The following is a 19,495-nucleotide window of genomic DNA, read 5'->3' on the forward strand; positions in this document are numbered from 1 at the left end:
CGCCGCGTTGAGCGCCAGGATGTTGGTCTGGAAGGCGATCGCGTCGATCACCGCGACGATCTCCGACATCCGCTTCGAGCTCGCGCCGATCGCGCTCATGGTGTCGACGAAGCCTTGCACCATGCGACCGCCCGCGGCGGCGCTGGCGCTGGCCTCGTCGGCCAGCGAGCGCGCGCGCCGCGAGGCCTGGGCCGTGCCGTCCAGCGTCTCGGACAGCCGCTGCACGCTGCTCGAGGCCTCCTGCACCCGAGCGGCCGCATGCTCGCTGCGCACGCTCAGGTCCTGGTTGCCGGAGGCGATCTCGTCGGCGGCCCCATGGATCTCGCCGGAGGCCACCTGCATCTGCGTCACCAGGCCGCGCAGTCGATCCCGCATCGAGCGGATCGCGTCGAGCATGCGGCCCAGGTCGTCGCGGGTGTGCCAGTCGGAATCGGCGCTCAGGTCGCCCTGCGCGATGCGCTCGGTCAGCCGCTCCGCCTCCCGGATCGGACGCCACACGCCCAGCAGCGTGCGCCACAGCAGCAGGCCCATCGCGATCAACCCGCCGATCACGACGGCCGCCGTCAGCAGGAAGCGGCGGGCGACGGCGGACTCGCTGTCGTCGAGCCGCTGCGCGAGCGTGGCCATCACCCGCGCCGACAGCTCGGACTGCAGCACCGCGCCCTTCTTCAGCGTCGCGACGAGCTGGTCCAGCGGATAGTTCACATCCTTCGCCGAGGCCTCCAGCGCCTCCAGCACCACCTGGCGCTGCTGGGCGACGCGGCGCAGCGTCTCGGCATGGTCGGCGGCGTGGGCCGGGTCCGCGTTCTCGGCCTGGCGCAGCGCGGCGGCGAGCTGGCGCAGATCGGCGCGATAGCGGCCCGCCGCGCTGCCGACGGCCGCCACGTCGTCCACCGCCGCGGCGGCCGCGATCGCGCCGAGCTCGGCCAGCGTGTCCGTCAGTTGCGGCGCGACCTGCAGGCCTGCCACGACATTGAAATAGGTGGCGCCGTCCGCCTGCATCAGCAAGCCGGACCGGGCATTCAACTGCCCGATCGCATCGAAGAGTCCATCGAGCAAGGCGCGGTAACGCGGCGACTGGACCTGCAGCATCTGGTTCACGCCCTGACCGTGCAGTGCCTTGAACTGGTCCCGCAGCCGCGTCGCGTCCTCGATCAGCGGAGCGGCCCGCGGCACGGCGGCGAGCTCGGCCAGGACCGTGTCGAAGGCCCGGTTGATCCGGGCGGCCGCGGCGTCCCGCGCGGTGGCCTGCTCGGGATGGCTGGACGCCGTCGCCGAGGCGAGGCGGTGTTCCGACAGCTCGGCGATCACGCGCTGCCACGCCTGGTTGGCGGGCAGCGCGGCGCGTTGCGCCTGGACAGTGCGCAAGGCGCCGAGCAGGTTGAAACCGAGCTGCGCGGTGGGTAGCAGGCAGACGGCGCCGCACAGCAGGGCGACGACGGCGAGACGGTGCTTCAAGGACATGGGGCAAAGGCCGGGAGGCCGGGACTTCCAAAGACGCCGGCAGTCTTGCGACGCTTCGTTACAGCGGCGGGAAAACGCGCGCGGGCGGCGCGAGGACGGCCGGGAAGCGGCGCTATTTAACGATTCGCGCGGGGCGTGGTCGCGCCGCTCGGCCGCCCGCGCGATCCGCGGCGGCGCCCCTCCTCGCCCGGTCGCACCGGCTTGCCAGCGGCCCGGCGGCGTCCCTTAAACTCGCCCGCGCCCAACGACAACGCCATCCCGCCCATGAAGAGCTCCAAGTCCGCCCGCCCGTCATCGAAGGTGACGCTGGGCATGGTGGCCGAAGCCAGCGGGGTCTCGCCGAGCACCGTCTCGCGCATCCTCAACGGCACCGCCGTCGTCAGCCAGGAGAAGAAGGACGCCGTCGACCGCGCCATCGCGGAACTCGGCTTCGTCCCCAATCCGATCGCGCGCGTGCTGGCGGGCGGACGCTCGCTCAGCGTCGGCGTCGTCACCCAGGCGATCGACAGCCCCTATTACGGCGTCGCGCTGCGCGGCATCGAGGAGGTGCTCGACGCGGCCGGCTTCGTTCCGCTCTTCGCCAGCGGCCACTGGAACGCCAAGGAAGAGCAGCGCTGCATCGACACCCTGCGCTCGCGCCGCGTCGACGGGATCATCGTCCTCACCGGCCGGCTCAGCGACGAGTCGCTGCGCAAGCTGGCGAAGGAGCTGCCGGTCGTCGTCACCGGCCGCACCCTGAAGGCGCCCAGCCTGCATGCGCTGAACTTCAACGACTTCGAAGGCGCGCGCCTGGCGACGCACCACCTGCTGACGCTGGGCCATCGCAAGATCGCGTTCATCGCCGGCGACCCGGTCCACCCCGACGCGCAGGAGCGCCTGAAGGGCTACCGCGCGGCGCTCGAGGCGGCGGGCGTGAAGTACAAGCCGGCGCTGGTGCTGCCGGGCCTGTTCCATGAGGACAGCGGCGTGATGGCCGCCGAGCGCCTGATCGACAGCCGCGAGCCCTTCACCGCGATCTTCGCGGCCAATGACCAGATGGCCTTCGGCGCCTCGCTGGCGCTGTACCGCCGCGGCTTGCGCGTGCCGGAGGACGTCTCCATCGTCGGCTTCGACGACCTGGCTGGCGCGGCGCATGCCATCCCGCCGCTGACGACGATCCATCAAGCCGGCCTCGAACTCGGTCGCTGCGCCGCGCAGGCGTTGCTGGAGCTGCTGGCCGACAAGACGCCGACGACACAGCTGCCCGAGCCGCGATTGATCATCCGCTCGTCGACGCGCGCGCTCTGATCGGGCGACCCCGGCCCTAGCGATAACCCTGGTACGTTCCCATCCGATCGGTCGATATCATGAAAGCGCTTTCATAACGACACCAACGACGGAGACACGCAGCATGCGGCAGTGGGCCCGATGGCTATCCACGGCGACATTGACCCTGGCCCTGGTCCAGGCGGGGTCAGGCGTTGCCGCTCAGCCGACCGGCGCGCCCGTCACGCCCACGCCGACGACGCTCACGGTCGCCGCCTTCCCGGCGATCGACGAGATCGTCCGGTCCGCGCTGCCGGCCTGGAAGCAACTGCATCCGGAGGTCGAGGTGAAGATCGTGAGCCGCGAGCTCAACGACCATCACACCGCGATGACCACCGCGCTCTCGACCGCGAAGGGCCTGCCCGACGTGATGGCACTGGAGATCGGCTACCTCGGCCGATTCGCCCAGGGCACCGGCCTCGAGGACCTGTCCCGCCCGCCCTACGAGCTCGGCCGTGAGCGCGCGCGCTTCGTCGGCTACGCCTTCGACCAGGCGACGACGCCGGCCGGTGCGGTGCTGGCCGTCCCCACCGACATCGGCCCGGGCACCCTGCTCTACCGCGCCGACCTGCTGGCGCGTGCCGGCCTCCAGGAAGCCGACCTGACGCGGAGCTGGGACGGCTACGTCGCCGCCGGCGTCCGGATCAAGGCCACGACCGGCGCCTACCTGATGGCGCACGCCCGCGACATGAAGGACATCCTGATCCGCACCGGCCTGCAACCGGGCGAGGGCCTCTACTTCGACAAGGACTCGCGGCCGCTGGTGACCTCCGCCCGCTTCGTCCGCGCCTTCGAGCTGGCGCGCGCCGTGCGTCGCCAGCACCTCGATGCCAAGGTCACCGCCTGGTCCTCCGACTGGACCGAGGGCTTCAAGCGCGGCGGCATCGCCACGCAGATGTCCGGCGCCTGGCTGGCCGGCCACCTGAACACCTGGCTCGCGCCCGGCACCCGCGGCAAGTGGCGCGCGGCGCAGCTGCCCGAAGGCGCCTTCGCCGCCTATGGCGGCACCTTCTTCGCGATGGCCCGCCATGGCGACGCCGCCCGCAAGCCTATGGCCTATGCCTTCATCCGCTTCATGACGATGAACCGCGCGCAGCAGCTCGCGGCCTTCAAGTCGCAGGACGCCTTCCCCGCGCTGGTCGATGCGCAGCAGGATGCCTTCTACGACCAGCCGCTGCCCTTCCTCGGCGGCCAGTCCGCGCGCCGCGACTGGCGCGATGCGGCCAGCCACATCCGCGCCTTCCCGGTCCACAAGCAGGACGCCTTCGCCCGCGAGGTCATCGACACCGAGCTCGACAAGGTCCTGGACCGCGACAAGGACATCGCCACCGCGCTCGCCGACGCGCAGCGGCTGCTCCTGCAACGCGCGCGGCGCTGACACGGAACGACGACGATGAACTTCCGACTCCCTCCCGCCCTGCGCCTCTCGCCCCGCCACGCGCCCTATGCGCTGCTCGCGCCGTTCCTGCTGCTGTTCGTGGTCTTCGGGCTGTTCCCGCTGCTGTTCTCGCTCTACCTGGCCTTCCACAGCTGGGAGCCCACCAGCGGCCTGGGCGCGATGCACTGGGTCGGCCTGGACAACTTCGCCTTCGCGCTGCGGGACGAGTGGTTCTGGAAGTCGATGCGCAACACCGCCTGGCTCGCGATCGCCTCGGGCGTGCCGCAGCACCTGGTCGCCATTCCGCTCGCCACCTTCCTGCACATCGCCTTCAAGCGCTGGCGCAATCCGATGGTCGGGGCCTACTTCCTGCCCTACATCACCTCCTCGGTCGCGATCGCGATCCTGTTCAGCTCGCTGTTCTCGACCGATTACGGCCTGATCAACCTCGCCATCGCGACGCTGCGCGAGATCCCGCTGCTGGGCCAGCTGATGCCGCAGGCCGCGGTGGACTGGCTCAACGATCCCGACGCCCTCAAGCCCGCCATCTCGACCATCGTCTTCTGGCGCTACGTCGGCTTCAATGTCGTGCTCTACCTGGCCGCGCTGCAGACCATCCCGCCGGATCTCTACGAGGCCGCGACGATGGACGGCGCCAGCCGCCTGCAGCAGTTCTTCCACATCACGCTGCCCAGCCTGCGGCCGATGATCTTCTTCGGCGTGACGCTGAGCGTCATCGGCGGCCTGCAGCTGTTCGAGGAGCCCTTCATCCTGACCGGCGGCAAGGGCGGCTCCGACCAGGCCGGCATGAGCGCGGCGGTCTACCTGTACCGCAACGCCTTCGACTTCAACGATTTCGGCGCGGCCAGCGCGATGTCCTGGCTGCTGTTCCTGGTCGTGGCCGCGCTGACGTGGCTGACGAATCGCGCCTTCCGGCGCAAGGACGACTGAGGACGCCGCGCCATGAGCACCACGATGCACGCCTCCCTCGACGCCACCGCGCCGCGCGCCGCGCAGCCGCCGCGCATGACCGCCTGGGCCGCCTACCTGCTGGTCGGGGCCGGCGCGCTGATCATGCTGGCGCCGTTCTATTTCATGTTCGTCTTCGCGACCCACTCGCGCACCGAGATCTTCAGCCTGCCGCCGCCGATGTGGTTCGGCAACGACTTCCTGAACAACGTCGACATCCTGACCCGGCGCCTGCCGTTCTGGCGCAACCTCGGCCTGAGCCTCTACGTCGGCCTGTGCAACACCGGCCTGACGCTGCTGTTCTGCTCGATGGGCGGCTATGCCTTCGCGATGTACGAGTTCCGCTTCAAGAAGGCGCTGTTCGGGCTGGTCATGGGCACGATGCTGCTGCCCAGCTTCATGAACATGATCCCGAGCTTCATGATCATGGACCTGCTCGGCTGGATCGACCAGCCGCGCGCGCTCTACATCCCCGGCGCCGCCAGCGCCTTCGGCATCTTCCTGATGCGGCAGTTCATCACCTCGGCCGTGCCGCGCGAACTGGTCGAGGCGGCGCGGATGGACGGCTGCGGCGAGCTGGGCATCTATGCCCGCATCGTGCTGCCGCTGCTCAAGCCGGCGCTCGGCACCCTGGGGCTGATCACCTTCATCTCGTCCTGGAACAACTTCATCGGGCCGCTGGTCGTCATGCGCTCGCCGGACATGTACACGCTGCCGCTGGCGCTCCGATCGCTGCAGAGCCCGGTGGACACCGAATGGGGCGCGCTGATGGCCGGATCCGCCATCGCGACGCTGCCGCTGATCGTGCTCTTCGTCCTCTGCTCGCGGCAGCTCATCTCGGGCCTGACCGTGGGCGCGGTGAAGTGACACGCGCCTCTTCCGACAAACACAAACACCCTGCCTCGATGCCCTCTTCCAATTCCCCCTCGCCCGCGGCCGACATCGCCTCCGGCGCACTGCCGACGGCGGCTTCCAAGGCCTTTCCCGCCGACTTCGTCTGGGGCGTGGCCACCAGCGCCTTCCAGATCGAAGGCGCCCACGATGCCGACGGCAAGGGACCGTCCATCTGGGACACCTTCTGCCGCCAGCCCGGCGCGATCGCCGATGGCAGCAACGGCGACGTGGCCTGCGAGCACTACGCCCGCCTGGACCAGGACCTGGACCTGATCCGCGACCTGGGCGTCGATGCCTATCGCTTCTCGGTGTCCTGGCCACGGGTGCGTCCCACCGGCGATGGCGCATGGAACGAGGCGGGCCTGGCCTTCTACGAGCGCCTGGTCGATGGCCTGCTCGCACGCGGCCTCAAGCCCTACCTGACGCTGAACCACTGGGACCTGCCGCAGGCGCTGCAGGACCGTGGCGGCTGGGGCGACCGCGCCACCGTCGATCGCTTCGTCGAGTACGCCGTCGGCATCGCCAGGCGCCTGGGCGACAAGGTCGTCTCGATCGCGACGCACAACGAGCCCTGGGTGGTGGCGCAGCTCGGCCATGAGATGGGCGTCTTCGCGCCCGGGCTGAAGGACCGCAAGCTGGCCGCGCAGGTGTCTCACCACCTGCTGCTGAGCCACGGCCTGGCGGTCAGCGCGATGCGAACGCTGGGCGTGAAGGCCGCGCTGGGCATCGTGCTGAACATGGCCCCGATGTACCCGGCCACCGAGTCCGACGCCGACCGCGCCGCCGCTCGGCTGGAGGACGGCAAGCTCCGTCGCTGGTACATGGACCCGCTCTTCGACGGCCGTTATCCGCAGGACGTGCTGGATCACCTCGGCGACGACGCACCGCGGGTCCAGGCGGGGGACATGGAGCGGATCCGCGTGCCCATCGACTTCGTCGGCATCAACTACTACTCGCGCGGCATGGTCAGCGCCGAGGGCCCGGTCGACGCCAAGCGCAGCGGCCTGCCGCTGACCGACATGGGCTGGGAGATCTATCCGCAGGGGCTGACCGACCTGCTGGTCTCGGTGCACCGCGACTATCCGGGCGCGAAGCGCCTGTATGTCACCGAGAACGGCGGCGCCTTCCCCGATCCGCTGGGCAGCGACGGCCGGGTGCACGACGCCGACCGCACCGGCTACCTCGACACCCACATCGCCGCCGTGGGCGACGCGATCGCGCGCGGCGTGCCGATGGGCGGCTACATGGTGTGGAGCCTGATGGACAACTTCGAATGGGCGTCGGGCTACGAGAAGCGCTTCGGCATCGTGCATGTGGACTACGCGACGCAGCGACGCACGCCCAAGGACAGCGCGCTCGCCTACCGCGACTTCGTGTTGGGACGGCGCGCGGCGCGCCAGGGTTGATCGGGAGACCGGCATGGGACAAGTCACGCTGCGCGGCATCCGCAAGCGCTACGGCGATCACGAGGTGATCCAGGGCATCGACCTGGACGTGCGGGACGGCGAGTTCATGGTCTTCGTCGGCCCGTCGGGCTGCGGCAAGAGCACGACGCTGCGGATGATCGCGGGCCTGGAGGAGATCAGCGGCGGGGACCTGCTGATCGACGGAGCTCGCGCCAACGACCTGCGCCCCGCCGACCGCGGCGCGGCGATGGTGTTCCAGAGCTATGCGCTCTATCCGCACATGACGGTGGCGGAGAACATGGGCTTCGCCCTGAAGATGGCCGGCGTGAGTCGCGCCGAACGCGACGAGCAGGTGCGCCGCACCGCCGAGATCCTGCGCATCACCGACCTGCTGCAGCGCACCCCGAAGCAGCTCTCCGGCGGCCAGCGCCAGCGGGTGGCCATCGGCCGCGCGATCGTGCGCAAGCCCAAGGTCTTCCTGTTCGACGAACCGTTGTCCAACCTCGACGCCGCGCTGCGGGTGGACATGCGCATCGAGCTGACCCGGCTGCATCAGCAGCTCGGCACCACCATGATCTACGTCACCCACGACCAGGTCGAGGCCATGACGATGGGCGATCGCATCGCCGTCTTCAACCAGGGCCGCATCGAGCAGTTGGGCGCGCCGATGGACCTCTACCACCGTCCGGCCAATGCCTTCGTCGCGGGCTTCCTCGGCGCGCCGCGGATCAACTTCATCGAGCGTCCGGCCGCGCATGCGCCCGGCGCAGCGCGGCGGCTGTGGGAGGCGCTCGGGGGTGCCGCGCGTCCGGCGGCGGCTCGCCTGGGCCTGCGGCCCGAGCACCTGCAGCTGGCCGCCGGCCATGACGAGAGCGCGGTGCCGGCGACCGTCGTGCTGGCGGAGCATCTGGGCGACGTGTCCATCCTGCACCTGCGCGTCGACGGCATCGCCGAACTGCTCACCGCCAAGCTGCCCGCCGGCGCGGGCGCCCTGCACGACGGCGACACGGTCGGCCTGATCGCCAGTGCCGAGCACGCCCTGGGCTTCGACGCCGAATCCCGCGCGCTGGACGCGCGCCCCGCCGTCCCGGTCGCGGCCTGAACCACGACCTCCCCCGGGCGCCCACCGGGCCGCCCCCCAAGTTCCGCAGTACCCCCGCGCCCGGTGTGGCGCGGACCCCTCGCTAGGGAAAGTCAGTAGAGGACCCGGAGCCGAAGCAGTTAAATTCTGAAAGCGCTTTCAAGATGATCCGCAACGCGCCCTCCGGTGCGACTGGCGGCGTGTCCTGAAAGCGAAGGACAGACGGGGCGACGGCCAACGAAGCCGTGCCCTGACGAGATCCGGATCCAGCTTGCCCTGCATACCTCGGGCCCGCCGTCGCACGTGGGTCATGGCCAAGACTGAGAGACAACAAGGAGACACATGAAACACGTCCACCCCACCCGACAGCGGCAGGGCCGCGGACCGCAGCGCCAACCGGTGGCGGCGGCCTGCGCGATGCTGTTCCTGGTCGCCGCGGCGCACGCCCAGCAGGCCCCGGCGGCGCCCAAGGCGGCCGCGTCCGAGGCACAGCGCAAGGCCGCCGACGCGCAGATCGACACCGTCGTCGTGACCGGCATCCGGCAGTCGCTGGACACCTCGCTCAACCTCAAGCGCCAGCAGCGCGGCGTGGTCGACGGCATCGTCGCCGAGGACATCGGCAAGTTCCCCGACACCAACCTGGCCGAGTCGATGCAGCGCATCTCGGGCGTGTCGATCGACCGCTCGATGGGCGAAGGCTCCAAGGTCACCGTGCGCGGCGTCGGCCCCGACTTCAACCTGGTGCTGCTCAATGGCCGCCAGATGCCGGCCTCGTCGATCGCGGACACCTCAGCATCGAATTCGCGCGCCTTCGACTTCGCCAACCTGGCCTCCGAATCGATCGCGGCGCTGGAGGTCTACAAGACCAGCCGCGCGAGCTCCCCGACCGGTGGCATCGGCGCGACGATCAACATCAAGACCGCGCGTCCGCTGGACACGAAGAAGACCATCGCCAGCATCGGCGTCAAGGCGGTGCATGACGGCGGCAACTCGCGCCTGCCGGACAACCTCAAGGGCGACAGCGTGACGCCGGAGGTCTCCGGCATCTACAGCACCACCTTTGGCGACGGCAAGTTCGGCGTGGCCGTCTCGGGCAGCTACCAGAAGCGCGACCTCGGCTACAACAGCGCCGGCGTGCCCAACGGCTGGCTGCCGTTCAAGGGCGACGAGGTCGGCAACGGCGCGATCCCGCTGCCGGGCCAGCCGGGCGCGGACCGTATCACCAACCGTCCGGGCGCGAGCGACGTCTACTCGCTGCCGCAGAACGTCAACTACAACATGAACGGCGTCAGCCGCGAGCGCACGAACGGTCAGGTGACCTTCCAGTTCGCGCCGACGAAGTCGCTGACGACGACGCTGGACTACACGCTCTCGCAGAACAAGGTGCACACGCGCCGCAATGACCTGTCGGCCTGGTTCAGCTTCGGCCCGTCGTCGAGTTCGTGGACCAGCGGCCCGGTCGCGGCCCCGCTCAACTACACCGAGCTGATCGCCGCCGGCAATGCCGATCTGTCGATGGGCGGCGCCGACTTCGCGACCAAGAACGACAACAAGTCGCTCGGCTTCAATGCCGACTGGAAGGCCACCGACCGGCTGCGGGTCGAGTTCGACGCGCACCGCTCGACGGCCACCTCGGGCGCGGACAGCCCCTGGGGCAGCAACAACGTGATCGGCACGGCCAGCTTCAACCGCGGCCAGACCAGCGTGGACTTCAGCAACGACCTGCCGGTGCTGATCATGCCCACGACCACCCGCGATGCGTCGCGGCAGCTGGTCACCGGATCGTCCTTCCGCAACAGCTACACCAAGTCGGAAGTCGACCAGCAGCAGCTGCGCGGCAGCTACCAGCTCAGCGACGAGTCCAAGCTGGACTTCGGCGTCGGCCTGACCAAGGTGAAGAACCGCTCGGCCTATTCGAATGTCCAGCTCGACACCTGGGGCGGCGCGACCAATCCGGCCGACTATCCGGACACCGTCTGGCTGCCGCAGGACCTGCGCGACTTCTTCGGCAAGATCGGCGGCGTCGGCGATCCGCGCCTGTTCACCCAGTTCTATACCTTCGACTTCGCCACCGTGCGCGACCTGGCCGCCAAGGCCTGGAGCGACCCGTCGAAGTACCAGGCCTCGCCGGTGTTCTCGACCGACCGCCGCACGACGGAGAAGTCCAGCAGCGCCTACGCCGAGTACACCCGCGAATGGGAACTGGGCGTGCCGATGAGCGCCACCCTGGGCATGCGCTATGAGCGCACCAAGGTGAGCTCCAGCGCGCTGGTGCCGATCGCCACCGGCATCACCTGGGGCTCCAACAACGAGCTGACGGTGCTCAAGGGCGATCCCGGCTTCACCACGTTGGATGGCAAGTACAGCTACTGGCTGCCGAGCATCGACTGGGACGCCGACCTGACCGACAAGCTGAAGCTGCGCGCCAGCTACGGCACGACGATCGGCCGGCCCGGCTGGGACGCGATCCAGGGCGGGCAGACGCTCAACGACCTGGCGCGGGTCAACGGCGGCACCGGCTCGCAGGGCAACCCCGGCCTGAAGCCGCTGAAGGCGAAGAACTTCGACCTGTCGCTGGAGTTCTATTACGCCAAGTCGAGCTATGTGGCGGCGGGCTTCTTCCGCAAGAACATCTCGAACTACATCGGCTCGACGCTGGAGAACGCGACCCCGTTCAACCTGCACACGCCGATCGGCGGCAAGCTCTACAACGAGGCCTCGACCACCGGCGCCTGCGGCACCGACCTGACCTGCATCCGGAACTACATCCTCAACACCTACAACGGCCAGCAGGGCGTGACCCGGACCGGCTTCGACACCAACGGCAATGCCCTGGGCACGATCGCCGGCCAGCCCGGCGACCCCGTCGCCAACTTCCAGATCACGGTGCCGGCCAACACCCAGTCCAACAGCCTGAAGGGCTTCGAGCTGAACGTGCAGCACACGTTCGGGAACTCGGGCTTCGGCGTCGCGGCCAACTACACCAAGGTGAAGTCGGGGCTCAAGTACGACAACATGAGCTTCGCGCAGCAGTACGCGCTGGTGGGCCTGAGCGACTCGGCCAACCTGGTGGGCTTCTACGAGGACGCGAAGTTCAGCGTGCGCGTGGCCTACAACTGGCGCGACAAGTTCCTGGCCGCGGTCAACGACGGCAACACGCTGGGACGCTCGGCGCCGATCTTCACCGAGCCCTACTCGCAGGTGGACGTCAGCCTGGGCTACAACTTCAGCGAACGCCTGAGCCTGCAGGCCGAAGTCATCAACCTCGGCGATTCGGTCCTGCGCCAGCATGGCCGGACCAAGGAGGAGGTGTACGCGGTCACCCAGACGGGACGCCGCTATATGCTGGGCCTCCGCTACAAGTTCTGACCCCGCCCGGGGCGATGCCCGCATGAAGCCGATCCGAGAACTCCACGACCTGGTGCCGGGTCGGCTTCCTCCCCAGCTGATCGAGGCCGCGCAGCCGGTGGTGCTGCGCGGCCTCGTGTCGCATTGGCCGATGGTGCGGGAGGCGCTGCGATCCGATCGCGCCGCGGTCGACTACCTGCATGGCTGCTGGCGCGGCGCGCCGGTGGCCATCATGACCGGGCCGCCGGAGATCGACGGCCGCATCTTCTACAACGACGACTTCACCGGCATGAACTTCGGCCGGGCCGACGCGCCGCTGCCGACGCTGATGGAGGAACTCCTGCAGCTCGCCGCGGTCGAGCGTCCGCCCTGCTACTACGTCGGCTCGACGACGGTCGACGACTGCCTGCCCGGCTTCCGCGCGCACAACGACCTGGACCTGTCGTCGCTGGCGACCGCGGACACGACCGAGGCGCCAGAGGCCCTGGCCAGCATCTGGCTGGGCAATCGCAGCCGCATCGCGCCCCACTACGACCTGCCCGACAACATCGCCTGCGTCGCGGCCGGCCATCGCCGCTTCACGCTGTTCCCGCCGGAGCAACTGGCCAACCTGTATGTCGGTCCGATCGACTTCACGCCGGCCGGCCAACCGGTCAGCCTGGTGGACCTGAAGCAGCCCGACTTCGAGCGATTCCCGCGCTTCGCGCAGGCGCTCGAGCATGCGCAGGTCGCCGAGCTGGGACCGGGTGACGCGCTCTACATCCCGAGCATGTGGTGGCATCAGGTGGAGGCGCTGGACGCGTTCAACGTCCTGATCAACTACTGGTGGCGCCAGTCGCCGGCCCACATGGATCCGCCGGTCTTCGCGCTGATGCTGGCGCTGCTGTCGCTGCGCGATCTGCCGGCGCCGCAGCGACGCGCCTGGCAGGGGATCTTCGACCATTACGTGTTCAATGCCGATGCGCAGACCTCGGCCCACATCCCCGCGCATGCCCGCCATGCGCTGGCCCCGATCACCACCGAGGGCGCCGGGCACCTGCGCGCTCACCTGATCCAGCGCCTGCGGCAGCGCTGAGCGACGTCCTTGCGGACGCCCGCATCCGCGCCCCGCATCCGCGCCCCGGTTCGCCCGACCCACGACATGGAGGAGACGCCATGACCCCCACGCCCCCCGCCCCGTCCGTTCCCCGCCAACCGGTACGGCGCGTCGTCATCGCCGGCGGCGGCACGGCCGGCTGGATGATGGCCGCCTGCATCGCCAAGCACCTGGGCAAGCAGCTCGACATCCGCCTGGTCGAGTCCGACGAGATCGGCACCGTCGGCGTCGGCGAGGCGACGATCCCGACGATGCTCACCTTCCACCAGCTGCTGGGACTGGACGAGCGGGAGTTCATGGCCGCGACGCAGGCGACCATCAAGCTCGGCATCCAGTTCGAGGGCTGGCGCGACCGGGATGCCACCTACATCCACGCATTCGGCAGCACCGGCATCGACCACTGGACGGCGGGCTTCCAGCACTTCTGGATGAAGGGCCGCGAACGCGGGTTGGCGTCGGACTACGGCGACTACTGCCTCGAGCTGCGCGCGGCCCAGCAGCATCGGTTCGCGCATCTGCCGGGCGACGGGATCAACTACGCGTTCCACCTGGACGCGTCGTTGTACGGCGCCTTCCTGCGTCGCTTCAGCGAGGGCTTCGGCGTGCGGCGCATCGAGGGCCGGATCGCCGAGGTGCTGCTGCGTCCCGACGGCGACCTGCGCGCGCTGAAGCTGCAGGACGGGTCCGAGATCGAGGGGGACCTCTTCGTCGACTGCACCGGCATGCGGTCGGTGCTGCTGGGGCAGACGCTGGGCGTCGGCTACCAGGACTGGTCGCACTGGCTGCCCTGCGACAGCGCGATCGCGCTGCAGACCGCGTCGGTGCGGGACGCGGTGCCCTACACGCGCGCGATCGCGCATCCCTGGGGCTGGCAGTGGCAGATTCCGCTGCAGCACCGCGTCGGCAATGGCGTGGTCTTCAGCAGCCGCTACACCGACGACGACACGGCGCGCGCGGCGTTGCTGGGCAACATCGAGGGCGAGGTGCTGACGCCGCATCGCGTGATCCGCTTCAAGCCGGGCCAGCGCGACGTGGTCTGGCGGCGCAACTGCGTGGCCGTGGGTCTGGCGAGCGGCTTCCTGGAGCCGCTGGAGTCCACCAGCATCCACCTCATCCAGCGCAGCGCGATCCGCCTGCTGCAGATGTTCCCGAAGGAGGGGATCCGGCAGTCCGACATCGACGAGTACAACGCGCAGATGCGACATGAACTGGAGCACATCCGCGACTTCATCGTGCTGCATTACCACTTGCAGCAGCGGACGGATTCGCCGATGTGGCGCGACCTGCGCGAGATGCCGGTGCCGGCGTCGCTGCGGCACCGGCTGGACCTGTTCCGCGAGACCGGCCGCGTGTTCCGTGGACCGAATGAGCTGTTCACCGAGAACTCCTGGATCCAGGTGATGCTGGGCCAGGGGCTGATGCCCGAGCAGCACCATCCGACGGCCGACCTGATGAGCGACCGCGAACTCGCCGGCTTCCTGGGCGGGATCAAGACGCGCATCGACCAGACGGTGCAGCAGATGCCGGGGCATCAGCAATACATCGCGCGATATGCGCCAGGCACCCAGTGGCGGGTGCCGGTGCCGGCCTGAGCGCGCGGCACCGGCCAGGCGACGGATGCGTCCGCGCGGGAAGCGGTCTAAGCTGCGGGCCTCTGGGAGGAACCATGCCCGCCGATGCCACATCCGACGATTTCGTCTGTGTCGCCACCCGCGACTCGCCCATCGAGGCCCACCTGCTGATGGGCGTGCTCAGGTCCGCCGCGCTCACGCCGCACCTGGCGGACGAGCACATGGTGCAGAACTATTCGCTGCTCTCCCCGGCCGTCGGTGGCGTGCGCGTGCTGGTGCCGGCCTCGCAGCTCGCCGCCGCGCGCGCGACGATCGCCGATTTCGAGGCGGGGGCGTTCCGGTTGGAGGAGTAGGACCCGGCGGCCATCGGGCGACGGCTCACTGTTTGGCCACAGCAAACGGTGATTGTGCGAACTGCTGGTTTATCGGCAGGCGGTGGATTCCTACAGTGAGCGCATCCGCAATCGTCCTTCCAAGGAATGCCAGTCATGGTCACTCGAGATGTCGTCTTCCCGCCCGATCGCCACGCGCTCTATGAGCTGCATCGCTACTCCCCTGCCATCCGCGCCAATGGGCTGCTGTTCGTGTCCGGTCAGGTCGGCAGCCGCGCCGATGGGTCGCCCGAGCCGGATCGGGACGAGCAGGTCCGCCTCGCGTTCAAGAACCTCAACGCCATCCTGGAGGCGGCGGGCTGCAGCTTCCGCGACGTCATCGACGTGACCGTCTTCATGGTGGATCCGCACACCCACTTCGAGCGCGCCTGGGCCGTCGCCGCCGAGTTCTGGGGCGAGGCGCCCTATCCCACCGCCACCGCCGTCGGCGTGACTTGGCTGTCCGGCTTCCAGTTCGAGATCAAGGTCATCGCGAAGCTGCCGGACGGCCCGGCGGCCTGACGGTCATGGCGGTCGCCGCCGGCTTCAATGAAGGAGGCCGACTGCCAGTTCGGCCCAGACAAGCAGGAACAGGGCCGCGATGACCACGCCGGCAATCCAGCGCGATCGCCGCTGGGACGTCAGGCGCATGGCCAACTCGAAAGCCCCGCAGGCAATCAGCAACATCCCGCCGAATACGAGGAAGTCGGCCAAGTCCCACCGGACTTCGCTGGTGAATTGCATGGCCACGCCGGGCGCAAGCAGCGCCAGGGCGGCAAAGCCCCACAGCGCGATGCGCCAGGCCGGCAGGCGGGAGTGAGAAGAAGTGATCATGGGTCGCTCCGTCGATGTCCTCCCGGAGTCTCGACCGCCGACGTGAAGGCAATGAAGGCCAGCGGTGAAGTCGGCGTGAAATGCCAGGGCGCGTGGGATGATCCCGCACCACCGCGACCGATGGTGGCAGGCCATTACTCACTCTCTCATCCGCCGCACCCATGCCGACTCCCCCCGAACTCCTCGATCGCCTGGCCAACAACGACGATCCGGACGCCAAGGTGCTGGCGCAGATGGTGGAACTCGGCGCGGATCTTTCTTTGCCGCATGTCCCCGAATTCGCGTTCGATGCCGCCGACGAAGCCGCCGCGATGTCGATCGCGCACGCCCTGGCCGAATTGGATTTCGATGTGCGGATCTTCGGTCCGGAGGTCGATGCACCGACCTGGCAGGTGGTCGCCGCCCGCCGCATGATTCCCGATCTGGACGCGCTCATGGCGTTGTCGGCGCAATTCGAGGCATTGGCGCAGACGCATGGCGTGGTCTACGACGGATGGGGCGCGGAGATCGTCGACTGACCCGTCGTCACCGCGGGCCGGCTAATGCCCGGCCTCCGCGATCCATCGTTCGAAGTGCTGACGCTGCGTCTCGCTGAAACAGCGATGGGGCAACGGCATCGAACCGCGCCCGCTCACCAGGAGGTAGGCCTTGCGGTAACGGTGGACAGCCGTCGCCTCGTGCCAGGGCACCGCGAGTGGAGGGCGTCGACTGCAGCGCGTGATCCCGTTCGCGTCGATCTCGAATTGGCAATCGCCGACTCGCCAGCGCTTCAAGAGAAACATCGGCGTCGCCACCAACGACACAGTGAGCCGACCGAGGACACCGATGCGCTGGTGCGCCCTTCCGCGCGCCTGCAGGGCAACGGGTAGGTGGTCGAGCACGACCGAGAGGTACTCGCGGAGGCCATAGCGGACCGTGAAGCGAATGACCGGAGAAGGCCTGGACGGCATCCGGTCGTCTGGCGGCCGCGCTGGACCGAGCAAGGGCATCGGCGCCTGTTGCTCCTGTCGAATCGAATGGGTGGCGACGGGCCGGGGGTCGACGACGGGTTTCGGGTGGCGCGGATAGAGCATGCGGGCCATGTCGTGCCATGTCCGGCCGAATCAAGAGCCAGGCCGACGCTTCGGCCTGGCTCGAATGAGGCGCCTGCGCCATTGCCGCTGGCGCCTCATTCCCGCGCTCACTTCATCGTGTAGCTCTCCGGCGCCGTGTCGTAAGCCCCATTGCGGGCCGGATCCCAGTAGGTGAAGTTGAACCGCACGACATCGCCCTTCTTCAGTCCGGTCACCGTGTAGGCGTTGACGCTGCCTTCCTTCAGCATCCGCACGTTCAACTGGCCGCCGCCATTGATCGTGTAATGCACGTCGGCCCAGGTCCCGGTCGGCTCCGTGAACTTGACCGTGGTCGCCGACGGCTGGGTGATGCCTGCCGGCGTCGGCGGCTCCTGCGTCGTCGTCCCGGACTCCCACACCACGTCATCGATCGCGAACTGGAAGGCCGAGGTCGGCAGCCGGTTGTTGTCGCCCGAGAACATGAAGATGTCGGCGATCGACTGCAGCGCGACCTTCGGTCCGATGAGGGTCGACACCGGGACGGTCGCCGTCGCCCATTCGCCATTGCGCACCAGGCCGAATGCCGTGGTGTTGGCCGGGAAGTTCACCCAGTTCTGGTTGGTGTAGGTGTCGCCGATGCCGATGTTGAAGGACACATTGGCCGGGATCTTGATCCGGAACTTCAGCTGGCCATTGCGGTAGTTGGTCAGGTCACGGATCTGGCGGGACTGGATGCCACCGCCGAACCACTGCCCCGGCGTGTTGTAGCTCCACGCGATGACATTGCTGCCTTCATACGGCAGGGTGTTGCCAGCCGCCGTCGAGGCGCCGTTCCACAGGAAGATGTCGGAAGTGCTGCCGGCGACCAGCTTGTTGTTGACCACCGTGTTGTCGGTGAACACGCCGAACCTGCCGGCCACCTCCGGCACGACCTGGTTGCCCAGCTTCACCTCGCCCTTGCCGTCGAGCTCATACACGCGGATGTAGTCGACGTACATCGTGGCAGGCAATGGCGCCGTCACCTGCGACGGCGTCGCCGCATCGGTGAAGTTGCCACCGACCGCCATGTTCAGCAGCAGATAGAACGGTGCCTGCAGCGCGGTCGAGTTGACCGGCAGCGGCGCGTCGTACATGTCGTGTTCGCCATCGTTGTCGACGACGGTGAATCGCATCTGGCTTTCGGTCCAGTAGAAGCGGTACTTGACGAAGCGATTCGCCAGGGAGGCCTGCGGCTTGTACCAGTTCTTGGTCTGCCACGCGGTGGAGGCCGCGCAGGATTCATTGCCCGGCACACAGGCCGCCTGCGACCAGGTGATGACGTTGGCGCCGACGAAGTGGTCGGGCGACGGCGCCCCCGCCGCGGCCCACGCGGAGGCGCGATGGCCCAGCTCGGCGATGTCGATCTCTCCCTTGCGCGGCCAGACCTGCGGACTGGTCCCCAGCAGCCACGCGGCCGGCCACAGGCCGGTGGCGACCTGCGGCGTGGCCATGCGGATCTCGATCATTCCGTACTGCACCTGCACCTTGCCGTAGGAATCGATCTTTCCAGAGGTGAACTCATTGCTGCCGATGGTCTGGCGCAGCGCGCGGATCGCCAATGCCCGCGTGCCGGCTTCGAAAGGCACGTCGGCGATCGAGAGGTTGTTCGGGCTGTAGTACTCGAGCTCGGCATTGCCGTAGCCGCAGAGGTTGATCTGGCAGCCATTGCCGTCATAGGGCGTCCATAGGCTGGTGTTCAACGAGGCGCCGTTGAATTCCTCGGACCACAACAGGCGGCCGATGGTCGGATTGGTGACGCTGGCAAAGGCGGGCGCGGCGGCAACGACGCACAAGCCCACGGCGGCGGCGCGCAGCATCCCCTGAGCGTCGAGGCGATTCTGAATTCCCATTCATGTCTCCAAGAGGTGTCGATGGTGTGCTGGAGGGCACCGATCGGCGCGATCCGGCCAGCGCTCTGCGGCGCTCGTCCGGGCTCGCGACTTCTCTCCGGCGGCAGGCATCCTAGGCAATATCGATGACTTTTGAAAGCGCTTTCACGGCATGCGGGTTTTTGAATGCAACCGCGGGAAGCCCCGATCAACGCGTGGCTCCGCTCATACCAAGGTTCAATGCCCGGTCGGGGATGAATTTGGTCTGATCCGTGGCATCGCCCCACTCGGCAGGAGGATCCCCATGCATGCCCCCCGTCTCGCCTCGTTGCTCATCCTGGCCTCGCTCACCGCCACGTCGCTCCCGTCGTCGGCGGAGGGCGTGTCATCGAAACCCGCCTCGCCGATCTACGGCGTGGTGCTGCCCGACGGCTATCGCCAATGGGAGATGGTGGGCGTCGCCACCGAGGACGCACCGCTCGACGAACTGCGCGCCGTCGTCGGCAATCCGATCGCGATGAAGGCTTACCGCCTCGGCAAGCTGCCGTTCCCCGATGGCGCCATGCTGGTCAAGCTGGCGTGGAAGCGGCAGCGCTCGACCGAGTTCCCCGCCGCGACCGTGCCTGGCGCGCCAACGACGGTGCAGGTGATGGTCAAGGACTCGAAGCGCTATGCCGACAGCGGCGGCTGGGGCTATGGCCGATTCATCGATGGCCAGCCGGTCGACGCCGCCCAGCACCAGACCTGCTTCGCCTGCCACAACGCGCTCGTGAAGGCGCGCGACGATGTGTTCACCAGGCTGGCGCCCTGAGCGCCGCGGAGGTGCCTGAGTCCCGTCTGCCGAGCCTCTTCCTTGAT

17 protein-coding genes are annotated in these 19,495 nt (G+C 68.6%); 13 read left to right on the plus strand and 4 right to left on the minus strand.

Annotation, left to right across the window (positions count from 1 at the left end; translation table 11 throughout):
- Positions 1-1,464: methyl-accepting chemotaxis protein (locus CS062_RS19190; RefSeq protein WP_143742415.1), on the minus strand; the 1,464-nt coding region annotated here is incomplete at its 3' end.
- A gap of 264 nt (positions 1,465-1,728) precedes the next feature.
- Here CS062_RS19190 and CS062_RS19195 point away from each other — a divergent pair.
- From CS062_RS19195 to CS062_RS19245, 11 genes are all read left to right on the plus strand, one after another.
- Positions 1,729-2,751, plus strand: coding sequence for a LacI family DNA-binding transcriptional regulator (locus CS062_RS19195; RefSeq protein ID WP_099863169.1), 1,023 nt, complete (start codon positions 1,729-1,731; stop codon positions 2,749-2,751).
- A gap of 139 nt (positions 2,752-2,890) precedes the next feature.
- The gene (locus CS062_RS19200) at positions 2,891-4,147 is read left to right on the plus strand and encodes an ABC transporter substrate-binding protein (protein WP_233218150.1); all 1,257 of its coding nucleotides are present in this window, start codon (positions 2,891-2,893) and stop codon (positions 4,145-4,147) included.
- Positions 4,148-4,162: 15 nt separating this feature from the next.
- The gene (locus CS062_RS19205; RefSeq protein WP_099863171.1) at positions 4,163-5,098 is read left to right on the plus strand and encodes a carbohydrate ABC transporter permease; all 936 of its coding nucleotides are present in this window, start codon (positions 4,163-4,165) and stop codon (positions 5,096-5,098) included.
- Positions 5,099-5,110: 12 nt separating this feature from the next.
- Positions 5,111-5,983 carry a carbohydrate ABC transporter permease gene (locus CS062_RS19210; protein WP_233218151.1) on the plus strand — a complete coding sequence of 291 codons (873 nt, stop codon included), beginning with the start codon at positions 5,111-5,113 and terminating at the stop codon, positions 5,981-5,983.
- 38 nt (positions 5,984-6,021) lie between these two features.
- Positions 6,022-7,416 (plus strand): GH1 family beta-glucosidase, encoded by a 1,395-nt coding sequence (locus tag CS062_RS19215; RefSeq protein WP_099863172.1) that lies wholly within the window; start codon positions 6,022-6,024, stop codon positions 7,414-7,416.
- A 13-nt stretch (positions 7,417-7,429) separates the two neighbouring features.
- A complete protein-coding gene (locus CS062_RS19220; protein WP_099863173.1) occupies positions 7,430-8,518 on the plus strand; it encodes an ABC transporter ATP-binding protein in 1,089 nt (362 codons plus the stop codon).
- A gap of 321 nt (positions 8,519-8,839) precedes the next feature.
- Positions 8,840-11,866: a TonB-dependent receptor gene (locus CS062_RS19225; protein ID WP_233218152.1), complete on the plus strand. Its 3,027-nt coding sequence runs from the start codon at positions 8,840-8,842 to the stop codon at positions 11,864-11,866.
- Positions 11,867-11,888: 22 nt separating this feature from the next.
- A complete protein-coding gene (locus CS062_RS19230; RefSeq protein WP_099863174.1) occupies positions 11,889-12,920 on the plus strand; it encodes a cupin-like domain-containing protein in 1,032 nt (343 codons plus the stop codon).
- 80 nt (positions 12,921-13,000) lie between these two features.
- Positions 13,001-14,533, plus strand: coding sequence for a tryptophan halogenase family protein (locus tag CS062_RS19235; protein WP_099863175.1), 1,533 nt, complete (start codon positions 13,001-13,003; stop codon positions 14,531-14,533).
- 74 nt (positions 14,534-14,607) lie between these two features.
- Entirely contained in the window at positions 14,608-14,865 is a 258-nt protein-coding gene (locus CS062_RS19240) for a putative signal transducing protein (RefSeq protein WP_099863176.1), read from the plus strand.
- A 135-nt stretch (positions 14,866-15,000) separates the two neighbouring features.
- Complete coding sequence (locus CS062_RS19245) at positions 15,001-15,405, plus strand: RidA family protein (RefSeq protein ID WP_099863177.1); 405 nt, start codon at positions 15,001-15,003, stop codon at positions 15,403-15,405.
- A gap of 24 nt (positions 15,406-15,429) precedes the next feature.
- On the opposite strand, the gene CS062_RS19250 is transcribed toward CS062_RS19245, so the two are convergent.
- Positions 15,430-15,717: a hypothetical protein gene (locus CS062_RS19250; protein ID WP_099863178.1), complete on the minus strand. Its 288-nt coding sequence runs from the start codon at positions 15,715-15,717 to the stop codon at positions 15,430-15,432.
- 161 nt (positions 15,718-15,878) lie between these two features.
- Here CS062_RS19250 and CS062_RS19255 point away from each other — a divergent pair, with 161 nt between their 5' ends.
- A complete protein-coding gene (locus CS062_RS19255) occupies positions 15,879-16,235 on the plus strand; it encodes a ribonuclease E inhibitor RraB (RefSeq protein ID WP_099863179.1) in 357 nt (118 codons plus the stop codon).
- Between the two features lie 21 nt (positions 16,236-16,256).
- On the opposite strand, the gene CS062_RS19260 is transcribed toward CS062_RS19255, so the two are convergent.
- Both CS062_RS19260 and CS062_RS19265 read right to left on the minus strand, forming a co-directional pair.
- Positions 16,257-16,799, minus strand: coding sequence for a YcxB family protein (locus CS062_RS19260; protein ID WP_099863180.1), 543 nt, complete (start codon positions 16,797-16,799; stop codon positions 16,257-16,259).
- A gap of 98 nt (positions 16,800-16,897) precedes the next feature.
- Positions 16,898-18,658, minus strand: coding sequence for a glycoside hydrolase family 16 protein (locus CS062_RS19265; protein ID WP_233218153.1), 1,761 nt, complete (start codon positions 18,656-18,658; stop codon positions 16,898-16,900).
- Between the two features lie 283 nt (positions 18,659-18,941).
- Here CS062_RS19265 and CS062_RS19270 point away from each other — a divergent pair, with 283 nt between their 5' ends.
- The gene (locus CS062_RS19270) at positions 18,942-19,448 is read left to right on the plus strand and encodes a cytochrome P460 family protein (RefSeq protein WP_099863182.1); all 507 of its coding nucleotides are present in this window, start codon (positions 18,942-18,944) and stop codon (positions 19,446-19,448) included.
- Positions 19,449-19,495 lie beyond the last annotated feature (47 nt).

The organism is Roseateles chitinivorans, from assembly GCF_002761755.1.
GTDB classification, from domain to species: Bacteria; Pseudomonadota; Gammaproteobacteria; order Burkholderiales; family Burkholderiaceae_C; genus Roseateles; species Roseateles chitinivorans.